General features: G+C 32.3%; 14 protein-coding genes. 4 read left to right on the forward strand and 10 right to left on the reverse strand.

Annotated elements, in window-relative coordinates:
• Nucleotides 1-39: 39 nt before the first annotated feature.
• The 8 genes from ACIQ16_RS00065 to ACIQ16_RS00100 form a co-directional block, all read right to left on the reverse strand.
• Nucleotides 40-624: a cytochrome c oxidase subunit 3 gene (locus ACIQ16_RS00065; protein WP_353078298.1), complete on the reverse strand. Its 585-nt coding sequence runs from the start codon at nucleotides 622-624 to the stop codon at nucleotides 40-42.
• A 64-nt stretch (nucleotides 625-688) separates the two neighbouring features.
• Nucleotides 689-1,582 (reverse strand): heme o synthase, encoded by an 894-nt coding sequence (gene cyoE / locus ACIQ16_RS00070; RefSeq protein WP_396147979.1) that lies wholly within the window; start codon nucleotides 1,580-1,582, stop codon nucleotides 689-691.
• 84 nt (nucleotides 1,583-1,666) lie between these two features.
• Nucleotides 1,667-2,410, reverse strand: coding sequence for a deoxyribose-phosphate aldolase (gene deoC / locus ACIQ16_RS00075; RefSeq protein WP_396147980.1), 744 nt, complete (start codon nucleotides 2,408-2,410; stop codon nucleotides 1,667-1,669).
• Nucleotides 2,411-2,446: 36 nt separating this feature from the next.
• Complete coding sequence (locus ACIQ16_RS00080) at nucleotides 2,447-2,869, reverse strand: VanZ family protein (protein ID WP_396147981.1); 423 nt, start codon at nucleotides 2,867-2,869, stop codon at nucleotides 2,447-2,449.
• On the reverse strand, nucleotides 2,808-3,188 hold the full coding sequence (gene gcvH, locus ACIQ16_RS00085; RefSeq protein ID WP_396147982.1) for a glycine cleavage system protein GcvH: 381 nt from the start codon (nucleotides 3,186-3,188) through the stop codon (nucleotides 2,808-2,810). Before gcvH ends, ACIQ16_RS00080 begins: the two co-directional genes overlap by 62 nt.
• A 147-nt stretch (nucleotides 3,189-3,335) precedes the next feature.
• Nucleotides 3,336-10,475, reverse strand: coding sequence for a cell surface protein SprA (sprA, locus tag ACIQ16_RS00090; RefSeq protein WP_396148099.1), 7,140 nt, complete (start codon nucleotides 10,473-10,475; stop codon nucleotides 3,336-3,338).
• A 55-nt stretch (nucleotides 10,476-10,530) separates the two neighbouring features.
• Entirely contained in the window at nucleotides 10,531-11,112 is a 582-nt protein-coding gene (ruvA, locus tag ACIQ16_RS00095) for a Holliday junction branch migration protein RuvA (RefSeq protein ID WP_396147983.1), read from the reverse strand.
• A gap of 4 nt (nucleotides 11,113-11,116) precedes the next feature.
• Nucleotides 11,117-13,417, reverse strand: a complete 2,301-nt coding sequence (locus ACIQ16_RS00100) for an NADP-dependent malic enzyme (RefSeq protein WP_396147984.1) — start codon at nucleotides 13,415-13,417, stop codon at nucleotides 11,117-11,119.
• A gap of 298 nt (nucleotides 13,418-13,715) precedes the next feature.
• On the opposite strand from ACIQ16_RS00100, the gene ACIQ16_RS00105 reads away from it, so the two are divergent.
• Nucleotides 13,716-14,480, forward strand: coding sequence for a prohibitin family protein (locus ACIQ16_RS00105; protein ID WP_396147985.1), 765 nt, complete (start codon nucleotides 13,716-13,718; stop codon nucleotides 14,478-14,480).
• A 162-nt stretch (nucleotides 14,481-14,642) separates the two neighbouring features.
• On the opposite strand, the gene ruvB is transcribed toward ACIQ16_RS00105, so the two are convergent.
• Entirely contained in the window at nucleotides 14,643-15,665 is a 1,023-nt protein-coding gene (ruvB, locus tag ACIQ16_RS00110; RefSeq protein WP_353078414.1) for a Holliday junction branch migration DNA helicase RuvB, read from the reverse strand.
• Between the two features lie 299 nt (nucleotides 15,666-15,964).
• Here ruvB and ACIQ16_RS00115 point away from each other — a divergent pair, with 299 nt between their 5' ends.
• From ACIQ16_RS00115 to mgtE, 3 genes are read left to right on the forward strand one after another with little or no spacing between them, the layout of a single operon-like run.
• Complete coding sequence (locus ACIQ16_RS00115) at nucleotides 15,965-16,291, forward strand: DUF4286 family protein (protein ID WP_396147986.1); 327 nt, start codon at nucleotides 15,965-15,967, stop codon at nucleotides 16,289-16,291.
• Nucleotides 16,292-16,345: 54 nt separating this feature from the next.
• Nucleotides 16,346-17,122 carry a 16S rRNA (adenine(1518)-N(6)/adenine(1519)-N(6))-dimethyltransferase RsmA gene (gene rsmA / locus ACIQ16_RS00120; protein ID WP_396147987.1) on the forward strand — a complete coding sequence of 259 codons (777 nt, stop codon included), beginning with the start codon at nucleotides 16,346-16,348 and terminating at the stop codon, nucleotides 17,120-17,122.
• Nucleotides 17,112-18,464, forward strand: a complete 1,353-nt coding sequence (gene mgtE / locus ACIQ16_RS00125; RefSeq protein ID WP_353078408.1) for a magnesium transporter — start codon at nucleotides 17,112-17,114, stop codon at nucleotides 18,462-18,464. The genes rsmA and mgtE overlap by 11 nt, the downstream gene beginning before the upstream one ends.
• A gap of 341 nt (nucleotides 18,465-18,805) precedes the next feature.
• On the opposite strand, the gene ACIQ16_RS00130 is transcribed toward mgtE, so the two are convergent.
• A complete protein-coding gene (locus ACIQ16_RS00130; RefSeq protein WP_396147988.1) occupies nucleotides 18,806-20,572 on the reverse strand; it encodes a cbb3-type cytochrome c oxidase subunit I in 1,767 nt (588 codons plus the stop codon).
• Nucleotide 20,573: the final 1 nt, after the last annotated feature.

The raw sequence follows: 20,573 nt of genomic DNA on the forward strand, positions 1-20,573 counted from the left end.
AGTTATTGTTAAAAAGTTCCCAAATTTATTGATTTTTTTCTATTTGAAAAAATAGAAAAATAAAAACAAGTAAACCCAAATAAAATCCATAAAGTGCCAATAGATGCCACTTAGCTCAATACCAAGGCATTGCGATGAATTGTATTTTTGTTTATAATGATTATAAATTACATAAATTAATGAAATCATACCTCCAAATAAATGTGCTACGTGTACAAACACAAAAGCATACAAAAAAGAGACCGTTACTTTACTTGAAGAACCAAAAGGAACTAACCCTTGATTAAACAACAAATCAAATCCTTTAAATTGAAGATAGACAAATGATATTCCTAAAGCTAACGTAAGTAATAAATATACTTTTGTTAAAGAATGATTATTAGATTTAATGGCTCTTTTTGCCAAATAAAAAGTAACGCTGCTTATTAGCAATATTATTGTACTGTACGTAAATGTTGTAGGAATAACTAACTCTTTCAACCAATCTGGGCGTTGTTTGCTCACCACAAATGCACTGGTTAATCCTGCAAAAATCATTATTATGCTTATCATTGCAAAATACAACAGCATTTTATATGTTTTTGCTTTTTTATCGTAAGCTTCTTGTTCTGAACTACTTTTCATTTTTATTTATTTAAACACATTTTAAATATAGACATTTTGTGTTTTTTATTGTTTATTTATTGGATTATACAAATTTATCAATTACATATATAATTTGCAACAAAGTTATGTAAGTTACGCTTACTAACATTAATTTTTTTGCAGTTTTTGCATCTCTATTTTTATATAATTTTATGGCATAAAATAGCATCCAGCAACCTAACAAAAAAACCACAATTGCTGCTGCAACAGACAATTGTAAAGCACCGGTAAAACCAAATACTGGCAAAATAGATGCAACCATTAACCAAAAAGTATATAAAATAATTTGTATGGCTGTTTTATTATCTCGTTTTCCTGTTGGCAACATAAAAAAACCGGCTTTTTCATAGTCTTCAAATAAAAACCAACCTATTGCCCAAAAATGTGGAAATTGCCAAAAAAACTGAATTAAAAATAAAGTCCCCGCTTCGATTCCGAAACTTCCTGTAGCAGCTACCCAACCTAACATAAAAGGTATAGCACCTGGAAAAGCACCTACAAAAACAGATAAAGGAGTTAATGTTTTTAATGGCGTATACAAACTTACATACATAAATATAGAAATAGCCCCAAACATTGCCGTTTTTGGATTGATAAAATACAATACAACCAAACCAATACACGTTAATACAAAACCTAAAGTTAATGCATTATTTAAAGACATTCGACCTGATGGGACTGGACGGTTTTTAGTTCTATCCATTTTTGCATCCAAATCTTTTTCTATAACTTGATTAAAAAGATTAGAAGCACCCACCATACAATAGCCGCCAATGGCTAATAATATTAATGTGGTAATACTAAAAGGATGTTTATCTGAAAAACCTAACAAATACCCCACAATAGAAGAAAACACTACACTTATTGCTAAGCCAGCTTTTGTAATTTCTTTAAAATCTAAGAAAATCGATTTTAATGTGATGGTAGTTGTTTTCAAAAGTGAATTTTTAATCGAGTGCAAAGATAGTAAGAAGATTTTGGTTTTCGCAATACTTAGTAAAGCAAATTCAAAATTTATAATTTAATAATTTCCAGAATCTAATACCCCGTCTGAAATGGATTTTGCTGCAGAAGTTCCAATTCGTTTTACACCTAATTGTATCATTTGAAGCGCTTCTTCTTTTGTTTTGATACCACCAGACGCTTTCACTTGAAGTGGAAATGCATTTTCCAACATGGCAATAATTGAAGGAACCGTAGCGCCATTTGGCAATCCGTTTGTTGTTTTATAAAATCCCGTAGACGATTTTACAAAAACCGAATCGAAGTCTTTTTCAGTAAAGTTTGCAACTACTACATTTTTTATTAATGATGTCAATTGAATAATTTGTGAGCCATTTAAAGCTGCAACTTCAATAATCCACTTAATTTTTTTACGATGCGCTAACGCTAATTTTGTTCCTTGCAGTATTTCTTGTTTTACTAAATCAATTTTACCTAATTTAAAGGCTTCAAAATTAATTACAAAATCCAATTCATCTACTCCGTTTTCAATGGCAGTTTTGGCTTCACTTATTTTTTCATCAATAGAAAAAGCGCCTTCTGGAAATCCAATTACGGTGCCAATTAACACTTTTGAAGCGGCATCTACCAATTGCTTCTTAGCGTCAACAATTTTATCTGGACGAAGCATAACTAACAAAAACTTTTCTTCAATTGCTTCACGTATAAAATCAGAGACAATTTGATTGTTTTCTTTTTCAGAAACGCCAGCTTGTTTGGCTGTTTTTAAATACGTTGAATCTAAGTAATGTTTTATATTCATTATATGAATTTATTGATTAAACAAAAAACATCTCAACTAATGTGAGATGTTTTTGTTTTGTATTACGTGGTAAGATTTTACTAATATAAAACTGGTGATAGCGCCTAAGGCATTAGCAACAATATCATACCAATCAAAAGCTCTATTTTTTGTATATTTTTCTTGTAAAAATTCAATACTAATTCCTAACAAAAATGCTATGAAAAGCACGATTAAAAAATATCGTAATGAAATGTGTTTTAAACTCATAATCCATAAGAAAACAAATACAAAATAGAATACAAAATGTATAATTTTATCTATATTTTCAAAGGGAATTGTTGGCAAACTAGGCGCGTCATTTAAACACAAATAAACAATTAGAAGTGTCCAAAAAATGGCACAAATTTTAAAAAAATTATGCCCCAATAAGTGCCGTGTAATCTTCACTTGATAGTAATTGAGTTGCTTCAGAAGCATCAGATATTTTTACTTTTACCATCCATCCTGCACCATATGGATCAGAATTTACAGCTTCTGGATTACTTTCTAAGTTGTCATTAAACTCGATAATTTCTCCACTTAATGGTAAAAATAAATCTGAAACCGTTTTAACTGCTTCAACAGTTCCAAAAACTTCATCTTTATCTAAAGTTTGGTCTAATGTTTCTACTTCAACGTAAACGATATCTCCTAATTCTTTTTGAGCAAAATCAGTAATTCCTACAGTTGCTACATCGCCATCAATTGAAACCCACTCGTGGTCTTTTGTGTACTTTAAATTCGCTGGTATATTCATCTTATTAATTGTGTTTTTATATTTGACAAATGTAAATTATATTCTTTAAAGTCGCAAGTGATAAAGTCATAATGTCGTAAAGTCGAAAGTCAAAAGTCTTAAAGTGATTGACATGATGACTTTCAGACATTCAACTTTCGACTAATATTAATTTCCGAAATTATATCGTAAAGTAAATCCAGAACGGATATTTGTTAACGGAAAAGCTGTTGATATAACCGCTTTAGAAAACTGATGATCGTAAAAGAAAATAGCTGTAAAATTCTTGCTAAATGAATAATCTGCAGTTAGCTTTAACGACCAAATATTCTGTCCACCACCTAATTGATTGTTATTATAATCTAAATATCGAACAATTGTCATGTTTTCTCGTAATGTAAAATCGGCTTTTAAATTGATATCACTCTTTATCATCCCTTGCGCGTTGTCTGCTAATTTCGAGTTAATTTGAACGCCTTTAATTCTGTATCCTAAACGAACGGTATAATCATTTCCTTGCACTTCGGTTAATAGATTGTTGTCAAAACTCATATTCAAACTTCTGTCTTTTTTAACTTCTGCCATTACATTAAATGAGTTTTTTAACTCAAAACTTACGTTAATTAACGGATTAAATTGCTCTGTTAAATTAACATTAGATGTTATAATATCTGGAAATAAATTCCCTTTTGTATCCGTAGGACTTGGATTTAAGTTACTTCTAAATGCGTTTACACTATAACTTGAACGATATCCGTGTTGTATCGAGAATTTTTTGAAATTATCTTTAAACCAAGCCATCTTCATAAATCCTGTATATTTCAATGTCCAGTTTGGCAATGGAAAATTAGAAAATAAACCGTTTTGTACTTTATCCGTTTTGACACCAGTATAAGCAGATAAAAAAGCCGGCACTAAAACACGTTGGCTATTTTTACCAAATTTGGTAGGAAAACCATCTAATTCTCTTGGAAAATTTGCTGTTCCATAATAATCTTCAGCTAAACGAATTGCTATTGCATATCTGTTTTTTCGGAATCTATCGAAAATTTCAGATTCATTTTCATCACTTGCTTTGAAAGCTGTTTTTATCATCACGGTAGAAATACTAAAATTCCCTGTACTAAAAGGTGCTCTTGATTGATAATTACCTCCAACAGCATCAAATTGTTCCGAATAATTTTCAGTGATATTTCTTTCTGCATTAATATCGATTCCTAAGTCGGGTATCAATTCTAATCTAGCAGTGTAATCTAATTTTTTAGTTTTAATTTGAGAAAAACTTTGGTTAAACTCAGGATAATTGGTTAAGTAACCCATTTTTGCTGCTTCGTATCGAATATCAGCTTGATCTCCAAAGACAAATCCTAAAGTAGGTCTTGAACTTCCAAAAAATCCTAAACCTGGTAAATAACCTGGCAATAAAGTCCCACCTGATTCGGAATAATTAACCTGAATATTTTTTATAGAAGTTAATAATCCAATTCCAAATCTAGCAAACGCATTTCTTTCTTCCGTTTGAGGTTGCTTTGGTACCGTATTGGTTACTTTTTCACCTGGTTTTGGCGGCGCTTTTTTAGTATTTGCAGGTTGTTTTTTCTGTTTTTTAACTGTTAAACCTATATATTTATAAAACATATTCATATCTAATCCGGCATTTATTTTATGCGAATTAGCATTCTGAATAGTGTTTCCTAATTGATAGATTGTTCCATCTAACGCTTGAAAAGTTGAAAACGCATCTGAAGATCGTTGCCAACTGTAATCCCCTGTATACACATAAGAAGTTTTAACAAAACTTAAAGCTGGAATTTTATTAATTGGTAAATCGTAATTCGCTGTTATTTGTTGGTTGTGTGTGTTTGCTGTACCAAAATTCCAGTAATCATTCCAAATATCTAAATCGTTTATTGGATTATTTTGTGTATCAAAATAATTACGTACGATATTATTATTCGCAGCTGTATAATTTAATTTTAATGATTTAGTTATTGGAAAATTTACGCCATATTGATAATTGAAAAAATAATTTCTTCTATATAATGGATCCAAACCAATACCTTGAACATCAATTAATCTGAATTGTTGACGATTAAATTGTCTGGTAATATTTGAATTAAACGTTACATTACTTGGCAAAAAGTTAAAATTAAAATCGCTTATTGCTTTATAATATCCGTTTTTCTTGAAAAATTTATTCTTCTTAAATGGTTCAATAGATTTTGCTTTAAATGAATACGCATAATCTAAAGAAGTTTTTTGTTGTTGATCAACCAAATTTTCTACTTGGAAATCGTGATGTAACATTTCGTTGAAAGAATATGAGAGCGTAACGTTTTCTACATCATAAAAATGTTGTTTTTGTTTGTCGCCTCTTTCTTTTTTAACACCAATGAAATTTACACTCGTACGCTTAGTATAATCTGTGGCACGATTTTGTATTTCTGCTTTTTTATCTTGATTTGATTCTGCGGCAATTACTTCTTTTAATTCTAAATCTTGAAATGACGGATCATACTTTGGTGTAATTATTTGCTCGCCTACTGCATAGTTAAATGGTAAATTTAATTTCCATTTTTTTGGTAAAATTTGTCCTACATTAAAATTTGATACGATGTCATATTGTTTCACATCTTCTCGACTTCTTTCATTTGGTCCTTGTTCTAAAGCACCAAAACCAATCGTGCTAATTCTACCTGTTGCAGAAAAAGTAGCAAAATCAGCTATGTTTGTATCTAAATTTGCCACTGCGGCATAACCACCTTTGTTGTCCATTTCAGACATACGCAATTCGTTGAACCAAACTTCTCCTCTTAACGGACCTGTAGCAGATGGGTTTGGGTTTTTTACCCCAATCATTAAGGTTCTTACTTGCCCGAAATTAGGATTTCCTTTAATACCAATATTTAATCTGCTTTTTGATGACCCCAAAGCACTTTCATTTAAAAATGCAATTCCGTTGGCATCCGGAACAATTGAACCGTCACCAGCGATATTTAGACTTTTAATTTTAGATAATAAGGCCAAAGGCAATTCAATCTCGTTATCTGCTAACCAAACATCTTCTGCTGTTCTTGCACTTAAAGAGCTTACTCTTAACGGCATTTCAATTTGATAGAAGTTATCTGTAAAGTCATTACCTAAACGAATGAACGCTACTAATTCGTCGTCTTTTAAATCAGTTCCATTTCCTAAATCTGCTTTTAAAGGCTCGGCGTGTAAAAACATACGTAATTTTTTGTATTGGCGCATGTCTACGTCTACATTTTTAAATACAGCTCTTGAATCATTTTCTTCTAAACCCCCTAAACCTATATTTGATGCATCTTTCTTATAAATTCGTAAAGATAAAGATTGTTCATTTTGATTAATAACCGTATTGTTATTAAACAATTGTTCTCTATCTACTCCAGGAGGTGCTACATATGGGATAGGGCTTCTGTTTGCATTTTCCTGAATATTTATAGCTACTACATCAAAACCTGTATCGTCGTTAGACACATCGGCATCTAAGGCATCTAAAGTATACACGTAACGTCTCCATTCGCCTCTAACTAAATCTAAAGATCCTAAACGAAGTGTTACTTCATCATTAAAGCCAGATAAAAACATTCTCATAAATCGAATGGTTCTAAAATCAGTAATTGGTCCTTCAATATTTGCAGCAGTTGCCTCTAAAATTGGAATTTTATATTGTACCCATCTAACAGGAATGGCATTCCCGTTAGGTACAGAACCGGTTGTAGTAAGAACATCAGCCACATAATTTTGTCCTACAACTGGATTTGGAGAAATTGGAATATTAAATTTATAATACGCATTTATCGTATTCATAGTATTGTCTCTATTCAAATCTTCCACATCGGGAATTGTTGAATTTCCTCTATTCGTATCGGTTACTGTGATTGGTGAATTTCCTTCAAAACCATTATAATTTTTATAGCGATCTAAAATAGTTCCTGTAGTATTTAAATAATATTGATAATTATCTGCAGAAGCATCATTAAAAGCGGCAAAAGCTGGGTGTTTAATCCTTTCTTCCACATCATTCAATCCATTTAAACCCACATCCTGAACCCCTCTATTGGCATCGTTTGTGTCAAATGCATAAATTAAAGATTGAGATGCGGGTACTTTACCCCAGTTTGTAGAATACGTTGGCTGTGTACCTCCATTTTCTGGCAAACCGTTTTCATATAATTTTCTTCCATCTTTTAATATATCTTCACTAATTTCTCCTAAATTCAAGGTTAATGTTCCTGTATTTGAAGGATTTGTAACATCTGATGTAATACCAAAATAAGGGTCCATCATCCAAAACTGCACATATTCTACATTAGATTGTTCAAAATTTGTAGTATTAATGGCGCGCATAATTCCTCCCCAATTATTAGGTGCATCTATAGCAGGAAATTGATTGTTTGATGCAGCAACTGGATTGTAATTGTATGGCCCACGTTCTCTTGGATAATAGGTTAAATCTAAAGTATTAATTACATTAGTTTGTCCCTGAGGGATATCGATATTTGGAAATAATTCCTGACTAAAAATTCTTCTGGTTTTATTGGTAGAAATATCGTTATCAGTAATTCCTGCTGGCTTGTTTACATAAAAAATTGGATCAATATTATACCAAGACAATTTAGCTCTTTTGTATCCATATACTTGATTATCTTCATTTAATTCACCACCAAAACCTATTGGCGTACTCGCTAACGACCAGGCTAAAGGTGATTTTAAATCAATATTAGATTGAGTCCCTTCGAAATCATCAATGTACGAAGTTGGTTCACCATTAAAATCTGCAGCTTTTGGTGCATTTGGAAACAAATATGCAAACTCTCCTCTGAAAGACAGATTAGAAGGCGCTTCAGTTTCAATGTTTGGTAATTTGTTTACCAACCTTGTTAAAAAAGGCACTTCAGTTGAAAAATTAGTATTTAAACCAACTATTGTATTATTTACAGATTCTTGATTGTAATCTGCTTTTTGCGTAAATGGTCTTTCTGTTACTTTCAAGAAAGTCGCACCTAATAAAAACTTCTCATTAAATTTATGCTCTACATTTAAACCATAAAATCTTTTGGTTTGTTGTCCGAAAACTGAATTGTTTTCTAAGGAAACATTAATTGGTGTATTTGATGCCAACAAAGATGGGTCTAAAATATTAACACGACCTGCTTGATAGTTTACGGTATAATCTACCCCTTCAACTAAAACTCTTCCGCCTGCAGTAACTACAACACTTCCTTGCGGTACATTAAACGCGTTTAAAGAAATTCCATCGCCACCAGCAGATTTGAAACTACCTTTTAATTTGAATTTATTTTTTGAACTTTCTTGTAAAGCAGCAGCTTGTGTAGATTTATATAAAGTCCTGAAAACGTATTTTGCTTGGTTTGAATTGTATGATAATGGCGTGTCGTAATCTTCCGTTAAGGTAGTAACATCTAATTTATTAAATAAGTGTTTACCAAATGGTTCAACCGTAGTGAAAATAATTCTTCCGTATTGAGAATCTACAGTAATTCCAGGATAAAAATCAAAAAATCCATCTCCATTTGGTTGTGGGTCGTTCGTGAAATTTAACTTATCTAAATTAAATACTTTTAATAAAGGTGTATTGGCAACATTAGAAGGCAAAGCGTCAATACCCGCTTGTGTAATATAATTTAAAGGTGAAGGATCTTGGTATAAAATATTAAATTTAAAATCTTGTTGTTGCAATTGATTTCCACCAGGAATTTGATAGATGTTTTTCATCATTAAATCCCAACTTGGCTCACTTACATTGATTAAACTTCCTTTTAACATTTTTAAAACTAATGCTTGTGTGCTTGGTACACCCGCAGGATCAACTGTTGTTGATTCTAAGCCATCATTAGCAAATTCCCCTACTTGGTATACTTCTCCACCAATGGTGTATTGATACGCTACCGCTAAAACCTCGTCATTTTGCAATTTCTGATTTAAGGAAATATAACCTAATTGCGGATGAAACGTATATTCGGTAGTGGCTAATTTTCTGGCGTTTTCTAATTTTGAGTAATCAATACCTTCAGAAAAGGTACTTGTGGGATTAGAAACCAAATTAAAACCTTGAGATGCTGTTGCGATTTCTCTAATTGCCGGTGTTAAAAAACTACCTGCTTGTCCAATAGTTCCAGGATTGAACTTATTGTTTTTATTGTCTGTTGGTGTATCTGCTGCTACATTAAAAAATGTTGGATTTAAAGATAAATCAGTACCCACAACTTCATTATCTGGGGTATTAGTTAATTTTGATTCTCCTAAATCTTGCAAAGCCAATACATTTCTTAAGTTGTTATCTGTATTTGCAACTCTGTTTTGTCTGTTGGTAATCCAAACTTCAATTCTGGTAATTCTTGCACGAGAATCAATTACTGGATAATTTCTTAAGGCATTATCATAATTATTTCTGAAATATTGTGATAAGAAATAGTGCTTATCAGAATCATAATCTAATGCAAAAAAGTCAAACTCCTGAATAGTTCCACCGCCTTGACTCGTTATGGATCTTGATTGTGATTTTTGTTCCGAGAAAACCCCTGTAAAAGTGGTTTTTCCAAATTGAAATTGGGCTTTTACTCCAAATAAACTTTGCGCTCCACGAATTAAAGAATTTGAAATAGGAAAACTCACGTTACCTACTTCTATTTTTTGTAAAATATCGTCTTCAGTTGGTGCGTAATCTAATTTTATTAAATTTTGAAAAGCAAATGTCGATTGCGTGTCATAATTAATATTAACATTCAATCTTGTTCCTACTTTTCCTTGTAACCCCATTGAAATTCGTTGATTGAAATCAAAGGCGGTAGTTCTTCTATTTCTTGGCGAAAAAGAAGGATTGTCTTGTTTAGTAAATCGGATACCTAAATCTACTTCAACAGAACCACTTGGTTTTACATCAATCGTATTTCCTCCAAAAATAGCTTCAAAAAATTTATTATTTACATAAAATCTAGGTAATAAGTTTTTTCTTGCTTCTTCAGAACCTGCTCTTTTCCCATCAACTGCATTTTGTTTTTCTTGGAAATACTTTCTCATAGTTTCTTTTAAAACCAATTTTTCGTATTCTTCTGGAGTTAAAATTAAGGGATAATTAATATTAAAACCATCTACTGAAGCCGTGTAAATGTATTTATTTGTTACAGGATCATAGGTATAGCCATCAATAATACTTTTAGGATTAGGCAAAGAAATTTGTCCCAAACTATATCCCGTTTTTATTGAATCTTGTTCTTTAACTGGCGTTGTCTGAGCATAATTACACACATTCATAAACATTATAAAAATTACAATGCTTGTTCTTGAAACTATATTTTTAAGTAATTTTTTCAAATTATAATACTTTTAATGCTTGTTTAATTAATTCTTCCACAGTGGCTGCTGGCGAATTAATAATAATTTTTTCTACTACTTTTTCGGCATTTTTTCTAATATATCCTAAGACTTCCAAAGCAGATAACGCTTCTTCTTTGTTTGTATTGTATGAACTTCCAGAAATTTCTTCAATTGCATAGATTTTTAGTACTTTGTCTTTTAAATCTAAAATAACACGTTGTGCTGTTTTTAATCCAATACCTTTAATCGATTGAACCGTTCCTACATCATTTGAAGCAATGGCTTGAATAATTTGTTCTGGATTTAATGAGGAAAGCATCGTTCTTGCTGTACTGGCACCAATTCCTGAAACAGAAATTAATAATTTAAATAATTCTCGTTCTTTTTTGTCTGCGAAGCCAAATAATGAATGTGAATCTTCTTTCACTTGTAAATAGGTGTACAATTTCACATTTTCAGAATCTGGAATTTGAGAATAGGTGTTCAATGAAATATGAATTTCATACCCTACACCATGGCATTCTATAACTACTTCAGTTGGTGTTTTTTCTACTAATTTTCCTTGAATATGTGATATCATAAATTTATTTTTTGGCTTTTATTTTCAACTTATTTTTCAACTTTTCTTGCGCATCAACAACTGCAACTGCTGCCATATTTACCATTTCTTCTACACTGGCACCTAATTGAAAAATATGTACTGGTTTTTCTAATCCCATCATAATTGGACCAATTGAAACTACTTTATCTAATTCTTTTAGCATTTTGTAAGTAATATTTGCAGCATCTAAATTTGGGAAAATCAAAGTGTTTACTTTTTTATTAGCTAATTTAGAAAATGGAAATTTACTTTTTAGCATATCTGCATTTAATGCAAAATCAGTTTGGATTTCACCATCTACTATTAAATCAGGATAGTTTTCATGTAAAATTTTAACTGCTTGTCTAACTTTTATTGGACTATCACTTGAAGAAGATCCAAAATTAGAAAATGATATCATAGCAATAACTGGCTCAATGCCAAACAATCTTACTGTTTTAGCTGTCATCAAAGCAATTTTCGCTAATTCTTCTGCAGATGGATTTGGATTAATTGCGGTATCAGATAAAAATAAAGGACCTCGTTTGGTGTTCATTATATTTGTTGTAGCAATTCTTGACACACCTTGTTGTTTGTCAATTAATTCCATAACCGGTTTTACTACATTTGGATAACTACGAGAGTATCCTGTAACCATACAATCTGCATCACCTGCATTTATCATCATAGCAGCAAAATAATTTCGCTCACGCATCCATTTTTGAGCATCTAACAAAGAAGTTCCTCTACGTTGTCTGGCTTTCCAAAAATATTGCGCGTATTTTTCTCTGGTTTTATTTTCATCTTTAGATTTTGGATCGATGATTTTTAAATCCGCATCAAATCCAATTTCTTCTTTTAATTCTTGAATAATTTCTACGTTCCCTAATAAAATTGGAATCCCAATTCCTTCTTCATGAACAATTTGAGCAGCTTTTAGTACATCTAACTGATCTGCTTCGGCAAAAACAATAGTTTTAGGTTCTGTTTTGGCTCTATTTGTAAGTAATTTTACAATTTTATTATCGCCACCTAATCGTTCTTGTAAGTCACTTGCGTATTTATCCCAATCTGTAATTTCTATATCCGCTACGCCACTTTCCATAGCTGCTTTTGCAACAGCTGGAGAAATGGTTGAAATCAATCTTGGATCAAAAGGTTTTGGAATAATATAATCTTTTCCAAACACCAATTTCTTTTCACCGTAAGCTATATTCACTTGTTCTGGAACGGGTGATTTGGCTAATTCAGCCAATGCTCTAACGGCAGCCATTTTCATAGCTTCGTTAATTTTTCTGGCTCTAACATCTAAAGCACCTCTAAAAATATAAGGAAATCCTAATACATTATTTACTTGATTTGGATAATCAGAACGACCTGTGGCCATAATGATATCTTCACGAGTATTTATCGCTACATTATAATCTATTTCAGGAACTGGATTTGCCATAGCAAACACAATTGGATTGGCTGCCATAGATAGTAACATTTCTGGTTTTAATATATTACCTACGGATAATCCTAAAAACATATCGGCACCTTTTATTATTTCCGATAAAGAAGCCGGTTCACAAGATTTTGCATAACGCATTTGCAATTCGGAAACATCTTCTCTGCAAGTGGTTAATAACCCATTTACATCAAACATGTAAAGATTTTCTGGTTTTACGCCTAATAATACATATAAATTCGCACAAGCCAATGCCGCTGAACCCGCACCAGAAACAACTACTTTTATTTTAGAAATGTCTTTTTCTGCAATTTCTAAAGCGTTTAAAAGTGCTGCCGATGAAATTATAGCAGTTCCATGTTGGTCGTCATGCATTACTGGAATGTTTAATTCCTCCACCAATCTTCGTTCAATTTCAAACGATTCTGGTGCTTTTATATCTTCTAAATTAATTCCTCCGAAAGTAGGCGCAATGGCTTTTACAGTTTCTACAAATTTATCAATATCTGTTGCATCTACCTCTATATCAAAAACATCAATATCCGAAAATATTTTAAACAATAATGCCTTACCCTCCATTACTGGTTTAGAGGCTTCTGGACCAATATCGCCTAAACCTAAAACGGCAGTTCCATTGGTAATTACAGCAACTAAATTTCCTTTAGCCGTATATTTATAAACGTTATTTACATCTTTTGCTATTTCCAAACACGGTTCTGCCACTCCTGGCGAATAAGCCAAAGACAAATCACGTTGTGTAGCATATTTTTTTGTAGGAACTACCTGAATTTTTCCAGGTGTAGGTTTGGCGTGGTATAGTAAAGCTTCTCTTCTTTTATTGTTATTTGTAGACATATATAATCATTTGCATCAACTCACAAAGATAAAATAAGCATTGAAATAACAATAACGATTGTTTAAAAAATTGCAATTTCTTTTAGATATAAAAATTAGAAAACATTTGATTTCAAACAAAGTGCCTAAAGCGCCTATTTTATTGATAATGTCAAAATTTTTAAATCGAAATGTTGTTTTTATTTTTGACTAATTAAATTAAAATAATAAATACGCATAAATTTTATTTATACTTTATATTCAAAATATAAATAAAAATATATGAATTAAATTACTGAAATTTGAAAAAAATAAAGTTATGAAAAAACATTTTTTAATTTTAATGATAAGTTTCGCGCTTACTAGTTGTGTAACTATAAAACCGGGTGAAGTAGGTTTAAAACAAAAGCTAGGCAGATTATCCGATCAAGTATACAGTCAGGGGCCCGTTTTTTTTAATCCAATTACTTCAAAAATCGTAATAACTTCCATTCAAACAAGAAATTTAGAATTAAGCTTAAATTTACCTAGTAAAGAGGGTTTAAGTATTACTTCTCAAATTTCAATTCTTTACAGGTTAGAAAAGACTGAAGTGGTAAAAATTGTAAATGACTTAGGACTTAATTACGAGGGAATTATTGCCAATGTATTTAGATCTGCATCGGCAGACATCTGTTCTCAATATTATGCAAAAGATATGCATTCTGGAAAAAGATCTGAAATTGAGGCTGACATATTAAAGAAAATGGCTGACAATTTGCTTAACAAAGGAATAGCGATTGAATCTGTATTAATGAAAAGTATTCAACTTCCTATTGGATTGTCTCAATCTATTGAAAGTAAATTAAGAGCGGAACAAGATGCTATGAGAATGGAATTTGTTTTGCAACAAGAAAAATTTGAAGCAGAAAGAAAAATCATAGAAGCCAAAGGAACTAGAGATGCTCAAAAAATTCTATCAGAAGGGTTGACAAATGAGATTATCAAGTTGAGAAGTATTGATGCATTTAATGAGTTGTCTAAATCGCCAAATGCTAAAATTATTGTTACAGACGGCAAAACACCATTCCTCATAAACCAATAAAGTTATAACCAATTGTGCGGATTAATATCCGTGCTCAAGTAAAATTATATTTTTAAAGTTAGTTTTTTTGAAAAGTCCCAAATTATATTTGGGGCTTTTTCTGTTTTATATTTTCTCCCGCTGCGCAAAGTCTCCCGACTTTGAGCTACGCTCTCAAAATAACTAAAATAATTCCCCTTGGTTTAGGCCTTTTATTCTTCCTAAATGTTTGTAGGCTTTTTCTGTTGCTTCTCGGCCTCTGGGTGTTCGCATTAAAAAGCCTTCTTGGATTAAAAAAGGTTCGTACACTTCTTCAATGGTTTCTCCGTTTTCTGACACGGCTGTGGCTAAAGTGGTTAATCCTACAGGCCCACCTTTGAATTTGTCAATTAAAGTAGTTAAAATTTTATTATCCATTTCGTCTAAACCATTGGCATCAACATTTAGGGCTTTTAGGGCGTAACGCGCTATTTCTATATCGATACTTCCGTTTCCTTTTATTTGTGCAAAATCTCTAACTCTTCGTAATAAAGCATTGGCGATACGAGGTGTTCCTCTACTTCTTCCAGCGATTTCAATAGCGGCTTCTAAGTCGATAGGCACGTTAAGAATTCCAGAACTTCTTTCGATAATTGTGGCTAATAATTCGGTATTATAATAATGTAAACGACTTTGAATTCCGAAACGGGCACGCATTGGAGCGGTTAACAAACCAGAACGTGTAGTGGCACCCACTAACGTAAACGGATTTAAATTAATTTGAACCGAACGGGCATTCGGACCCGATTCAATCATAATATCAATTTTATAGTCTTCCATAGCAGAATACAAATATTCTTCTACTATGGGAGATAACCGATGAATTTCGTCAATGAATAACACATCGCGTTCTTCTAAATTGGTTAACAAACCTGCTAAATCGCCTGGTTTATCCAATACTGGACCTGATGTGATTTTGATTCCAACACCCAATTCATTCGCTAAAATACTCGCTAAAGTAGTTTTTCCTAATCCTGGAGGACCGTGAAACAGGGCGTGATCAAGCGCTTCACCACGTTGGTTTGCAGCTGCCACAAATACTTTTAAATTTTCAAGCACGTGGTCTTGTCCTGCAAAATCATCAAAACTTAATGGTCGCAGTGCTTTTTCAATATCTAATTCTTGTGGCGTAAAACGCTCTTTGTTAGGATCTAAATTTTCATTCATTTTACAAATATAATATTTAGTTGGGAGTTTTTTTATTTTTAAACACAGATTGAAGAAATTATTAAAATTTAGAAATCTCTTGACATACAAAGTATTATAATAGCAGGTTTATGCGTGAGGGATTGCAGTGGAGCTCTTTTTTGTTCCGATTTTTCTTCGGTACAAAAAAAGCGGGAACGGAAAGCCCGACCCATAGGGGCACGCCCAAATAAAAAGAAAAAGAATTGTTGCTATTTTTGAAATTAGCATTGCCATTGAACTTTGATATTTAAAAAGTATCTTTGTAAAAAATTAAGCATATGATTATTTATAATGTTACCATAAATATAGACGACAGTGTTCACGACCAATGGTTAAATTGGTTAAAGACCAAACATATTGGAGACGTTTTGGCTACTGGCTGTTTTTATAAAGCGAAACTTTCAAAAGTTTTAGTTGAAGAAGAAATGGGAGGAACTACGTATTCCATTCAATATTCTGCAGAAAGTAAAGAAAAACTTCAACAATATTATAAAACTTTCGCGCCAGCTTTGCGAGAGGAAGGTCTTCGTTTATTTGGTGATAAAATGTTAGCTTTTAGAACCGAATTAGAAGTATTAAACGAGTTTTTCAGTAATGAAAACTAATTCATTTACGAATTACGAATTGGGATTTACGAATTTGAAATTTAAATAAAATATATGTCAGTTAAAGCAAAAAAACATTTAGGGCAACATTTTCTTACAGATGAAGGCATTGCACAGCAAATTGCCGATTCGTTGGTAGGTACTAACTACAAAAAAGTGTTAGAAATTGGTCCGGGGATGGGTGTTTTAACAAAATATTTATTAGAAAAACCTTACGAAACGTTTGTTGTTGAAATTGACACCGAATCCGTTGCATATTTACAAGCGCATTATTTAAAATTAGCGAATAACATTTTCTCATTAGATTTTTTACGTCACGATTGGCAAACCGCTTTTAAAGACGAACAATTTGCAATAATTGGTAACTTTCCTTATAATATTTCCACACAAATTGTTTTTAAAACGTTAGAAATACGTCAATTTATTCCAGAATTTTCAGGAATGTTCCAAAAAGAAGTGGCAGAACGAATTTGTAGTAAAAAAGGAAGTAAAGTGTATGGCATTTTATCCGTTTTAGCACAAGCCTTTTACGATGTAGAATACTTATTTACGGTACCACCAACGGTTTTTAATCCACCACCGAAAGTCGATTCAGGTGTGATGCGTATGACTCGAAAAGAAAATTACGAATTGCCTTGCGATGAAAAATTATTATTTAAAGTGGTAAAAACCGCATTTCAGCAAAGAAGAAAAACCTTAAGAAATAGTTTAAAAAGTTTAAATTTATCCGATAAATTACAAGAAGATACTATCTTTGCACAACGACCTGAACAATTATCTGTAGAAGAATTTATTTCTTTAACACAAAAAATAGCGGCAGATGGAATTTAAAATCAGTAAAGAACTTATCACGCAAATTGAAAATTTAATTCAGCAAAATAACATTGTTGAGTTGGAAACTATTTTGCACGAAATTCACTTTGCTGATATTGCTGAAATTATGAATGATTTGGATACGTCCGAAGCCATTTATATTTTCAATTTATTAGATTCTGAAATTACTGCTGAAATTCTTCTTGAACTTGATGAAGAAGTTCGTGAAACAATTTTAAGCACCTTATCTGCAAAAGAAATTGCCGAAGAACTTGATGAATTAGACACCGATGATGCGGCAGATATTATTGCCGAGTTACCTCAATCTAAAAAAGCACAAGTAATTTCGGAGCTTGAAGATGTGGAACACGCAAAAGATATTGTTGACCTGTTACGTTATGACGAAAATACCGCAGGTGGTATTATGGCAAAAGAATTAGTACGAGTAAACGAAAATTGGAACGTATTAACCTGCGTGAAAGAAATGCGTCATCAGGCAGAAAATGTTACTCGAGTACATTCAATTTATGTTGTAGATGACGAAGACCGTTTAAAAGGACGTTTGTCGTTAAAAGATTTATTGACGACTTCTACCAAAACACAAATAAGCGATATTTACATAAAAAAAGTAGATTACGTTAGAGTGGAAACTAAAGACGTAGAAGTAGCCCGAATTATGCAGAAATATGACTTAGAAGCCATTCCTGTTGTGGATGAATTAGGCAGATTAGTTGGTCGCGTTACAATTGACGATATTATTGATATTATAAAAGAAGAAGCTGATAAAGATTATCAGTTAGCTGCCGGTATCTCGCAAGACGTTGAGGCAGATGATAGCATTTTGGAACTAACCAAAGCACGTTTACCTTGGTTAGTTTTAGCTTTATTTGGTGGTTTTATTTCCGTAAAAGTATTAGGTATTTTTGAACCTATGATGGAAAGTCACAGAATGTTGTTATTCTTTACGCCACTTATTGCTGCAATGGCAGGAAATGTTGGAGTTCAATCAAGTGCTATTGTGGTGCAAGGTTTGGCAAACAACTCCATCACAGGAAGTTTATGGAACCGATTATTAAAAGAATTATCGTTAAGTTTATTAAACGGAAGTATTTTAGCTGGAATTTTAATTCTTGGTAGTCATTTTCTACTTGGCTACGAATTTATAATTGGCATCACCGTTTCTATAGCATTATTAAGTGTAATTGTTATCGCCTCATTAATTGGAACATTTATTCCGATTGTTTTAGATAAATATGGCGTGGATCCTGCATTAGCCACTGGACCTTTTATTACAACTAGTAATGACATTATAGGAATTATTATTTATTTTACTATCGCTAAATTGGTGTTGGGAATATAATTTATTTTAGACTATACAATATTAAAAAAACCTGGCGCTTGCTGGGTTTTTTGTTTTTAAGTACTACCGCAGGTATTTACTTTTACGAATTTCATTTCAAATTGGAGTGGTGGTGTTTTGATTTAATGGTTTAAAAACATTAAGGTTCAAATTTAGAAAGTACTGCAAGGTACATTATTGGTCAAGAAGAAAATATCTGAGTAGTAAAATAAAAACCCATTTCAGTTATTAGAATTTCAGTACAATTAAATAGCAAATAAATATTGTTTTATGAGCTAAGTTTCAATTTCGTTGTACACAAAAAAAAATCCTAATTTTCATTAGGACTTTTTTTATATATTTTAGTGATGTAATTCTACTTCACCATCTTTCATTGGTACGTTTTGCGGTACAAAATCTTCATCATGGCCTGGTTTACTGTAGTCATATGGCCAACGGTGTACAGCTGGGATTTCTCCAGGCCAGTTACCATGCATATGCTCAACTGGTGCAGTCCATTCTAAAGTATTAGAACGCCATGGATTCATTGGTGCTTTTTTACCTTTGAAAATACTGTAGAAGAAATTCCAGAAGAAAACCAATTGGAACGCTGCTCCAACTAAAGCAAAAACAGTAATTAATACGTTAGTGTCTGCTAACTCGTCAAATAATGGAAAGTTAGAGTTGGTGTAGTATCTTCTTGGTAAACCTGCCATTCCAATAAAGTGCATTGGGAAGAAAACCCCGTAAGCACAAACTGCAGTTACCCAAAAGTGAATATATCCTTGTGTTTTGTTCATCATTCTTCCGAACATTCTTGGGAACCAGTGGTATACACCAGCGAAGAAACCGTATAATGCTGAAATACCCATTACTAAGTGGAAATGCGCTACTACAAAATACGTATCATGTACGTTAATATCCAAAGTACTGTCTCCTAAAATGATTCCTGTTAAACCTCCAGTAATGAAAGTTGAAACCAAACCAATTGAGAATAACATACCTGGGTTTAATTGTAAGTTACCTTTCCATAATGTAGTGATATAGTTAAATGCTTTTACAGCAGAAGGAATTGCAATTAATAAGGTTGTGAATGTAAATACCGAACCTAAGAAAGGATTCATTCCTGAAATAAACATATGGTGACCCCAAACAATTGTTGATAAAAATGCAATTGCGATAATAGATGCAATCATTGCACGGTATCCAAAAATCGGTTTTCTTGAGTTCGTTGCGATAACTTCAGACGTAATTCCTAAAGCTGGTAATAATACGATATATACCTCAGGGTGACCTAAGAACCAAAATAAGTGTTCGAATAAAACTGGCGAACCTCCTTGGTAATGTAATACTTCACCTTTAATAAAAATATCTGATAAGTAAAAAGATGTACCAAAACTTCTATCAAAAATTAACAATAAAGCCGCAGAAAACAATACTGGGAATGAAATAACTCCAATAATTGCAGTTACAAAGAAAGCCCAAACTGTAAGTGGCAATCTTGTCATCGTCATACCTTCTGTTCTTAAATTAATAACGGTTACGATATAATTTAAAGAACCCATTAATGAAGACGCTATGAAAATAGCCATTGAAACTAACCATAAAGTCATTCCCATTCCAGAACCTGGTATCGCTTCTTCAATTGCAGAAAGTGGTGGATAAATTGTCCAACCCGCTGATGCAGGACCCGATTCAACAAATAAAGAGGCAATCATAATCACACAAGAAATAAAGAACATCCAAAAAGACAACATATTCATGAAGCCTGAAGCCATATCTCGAGCACCAATTTGCAATGGAATTAGTAAGTTACTAAACGTCCCCGACAATCCTGCAGTTAATACAAAGAAGACCATGATTGTACCATGTATGGTAACTAAAGCCAAGTAAATATCATTTCTCATAACTCCACCTGGAGCCATTCTTTCCCCTAAGAATACTTTAAAAATTTCAAAAGATTCTTCTGGCCAAGCAATTTGCATTCTGAAGAATAAAGATAATACTACCCCTATAATTCCCATCAACAAACCTGAAATTAAGTATTGCTTAGCAATCATTTTATGATCAATACTAAAAATGTATTTAGTAATGAAAGTATCTTTATGATGACCGTGATCGTGTGACATA

The organism is Flavobacterium sp. (assembly GCF_044360715.1).
GTDB lineage: Bacteria > Bacteroidota > Bacteroidia > Flavobacteriales > Flavobacteriaceae > Flavobacterium.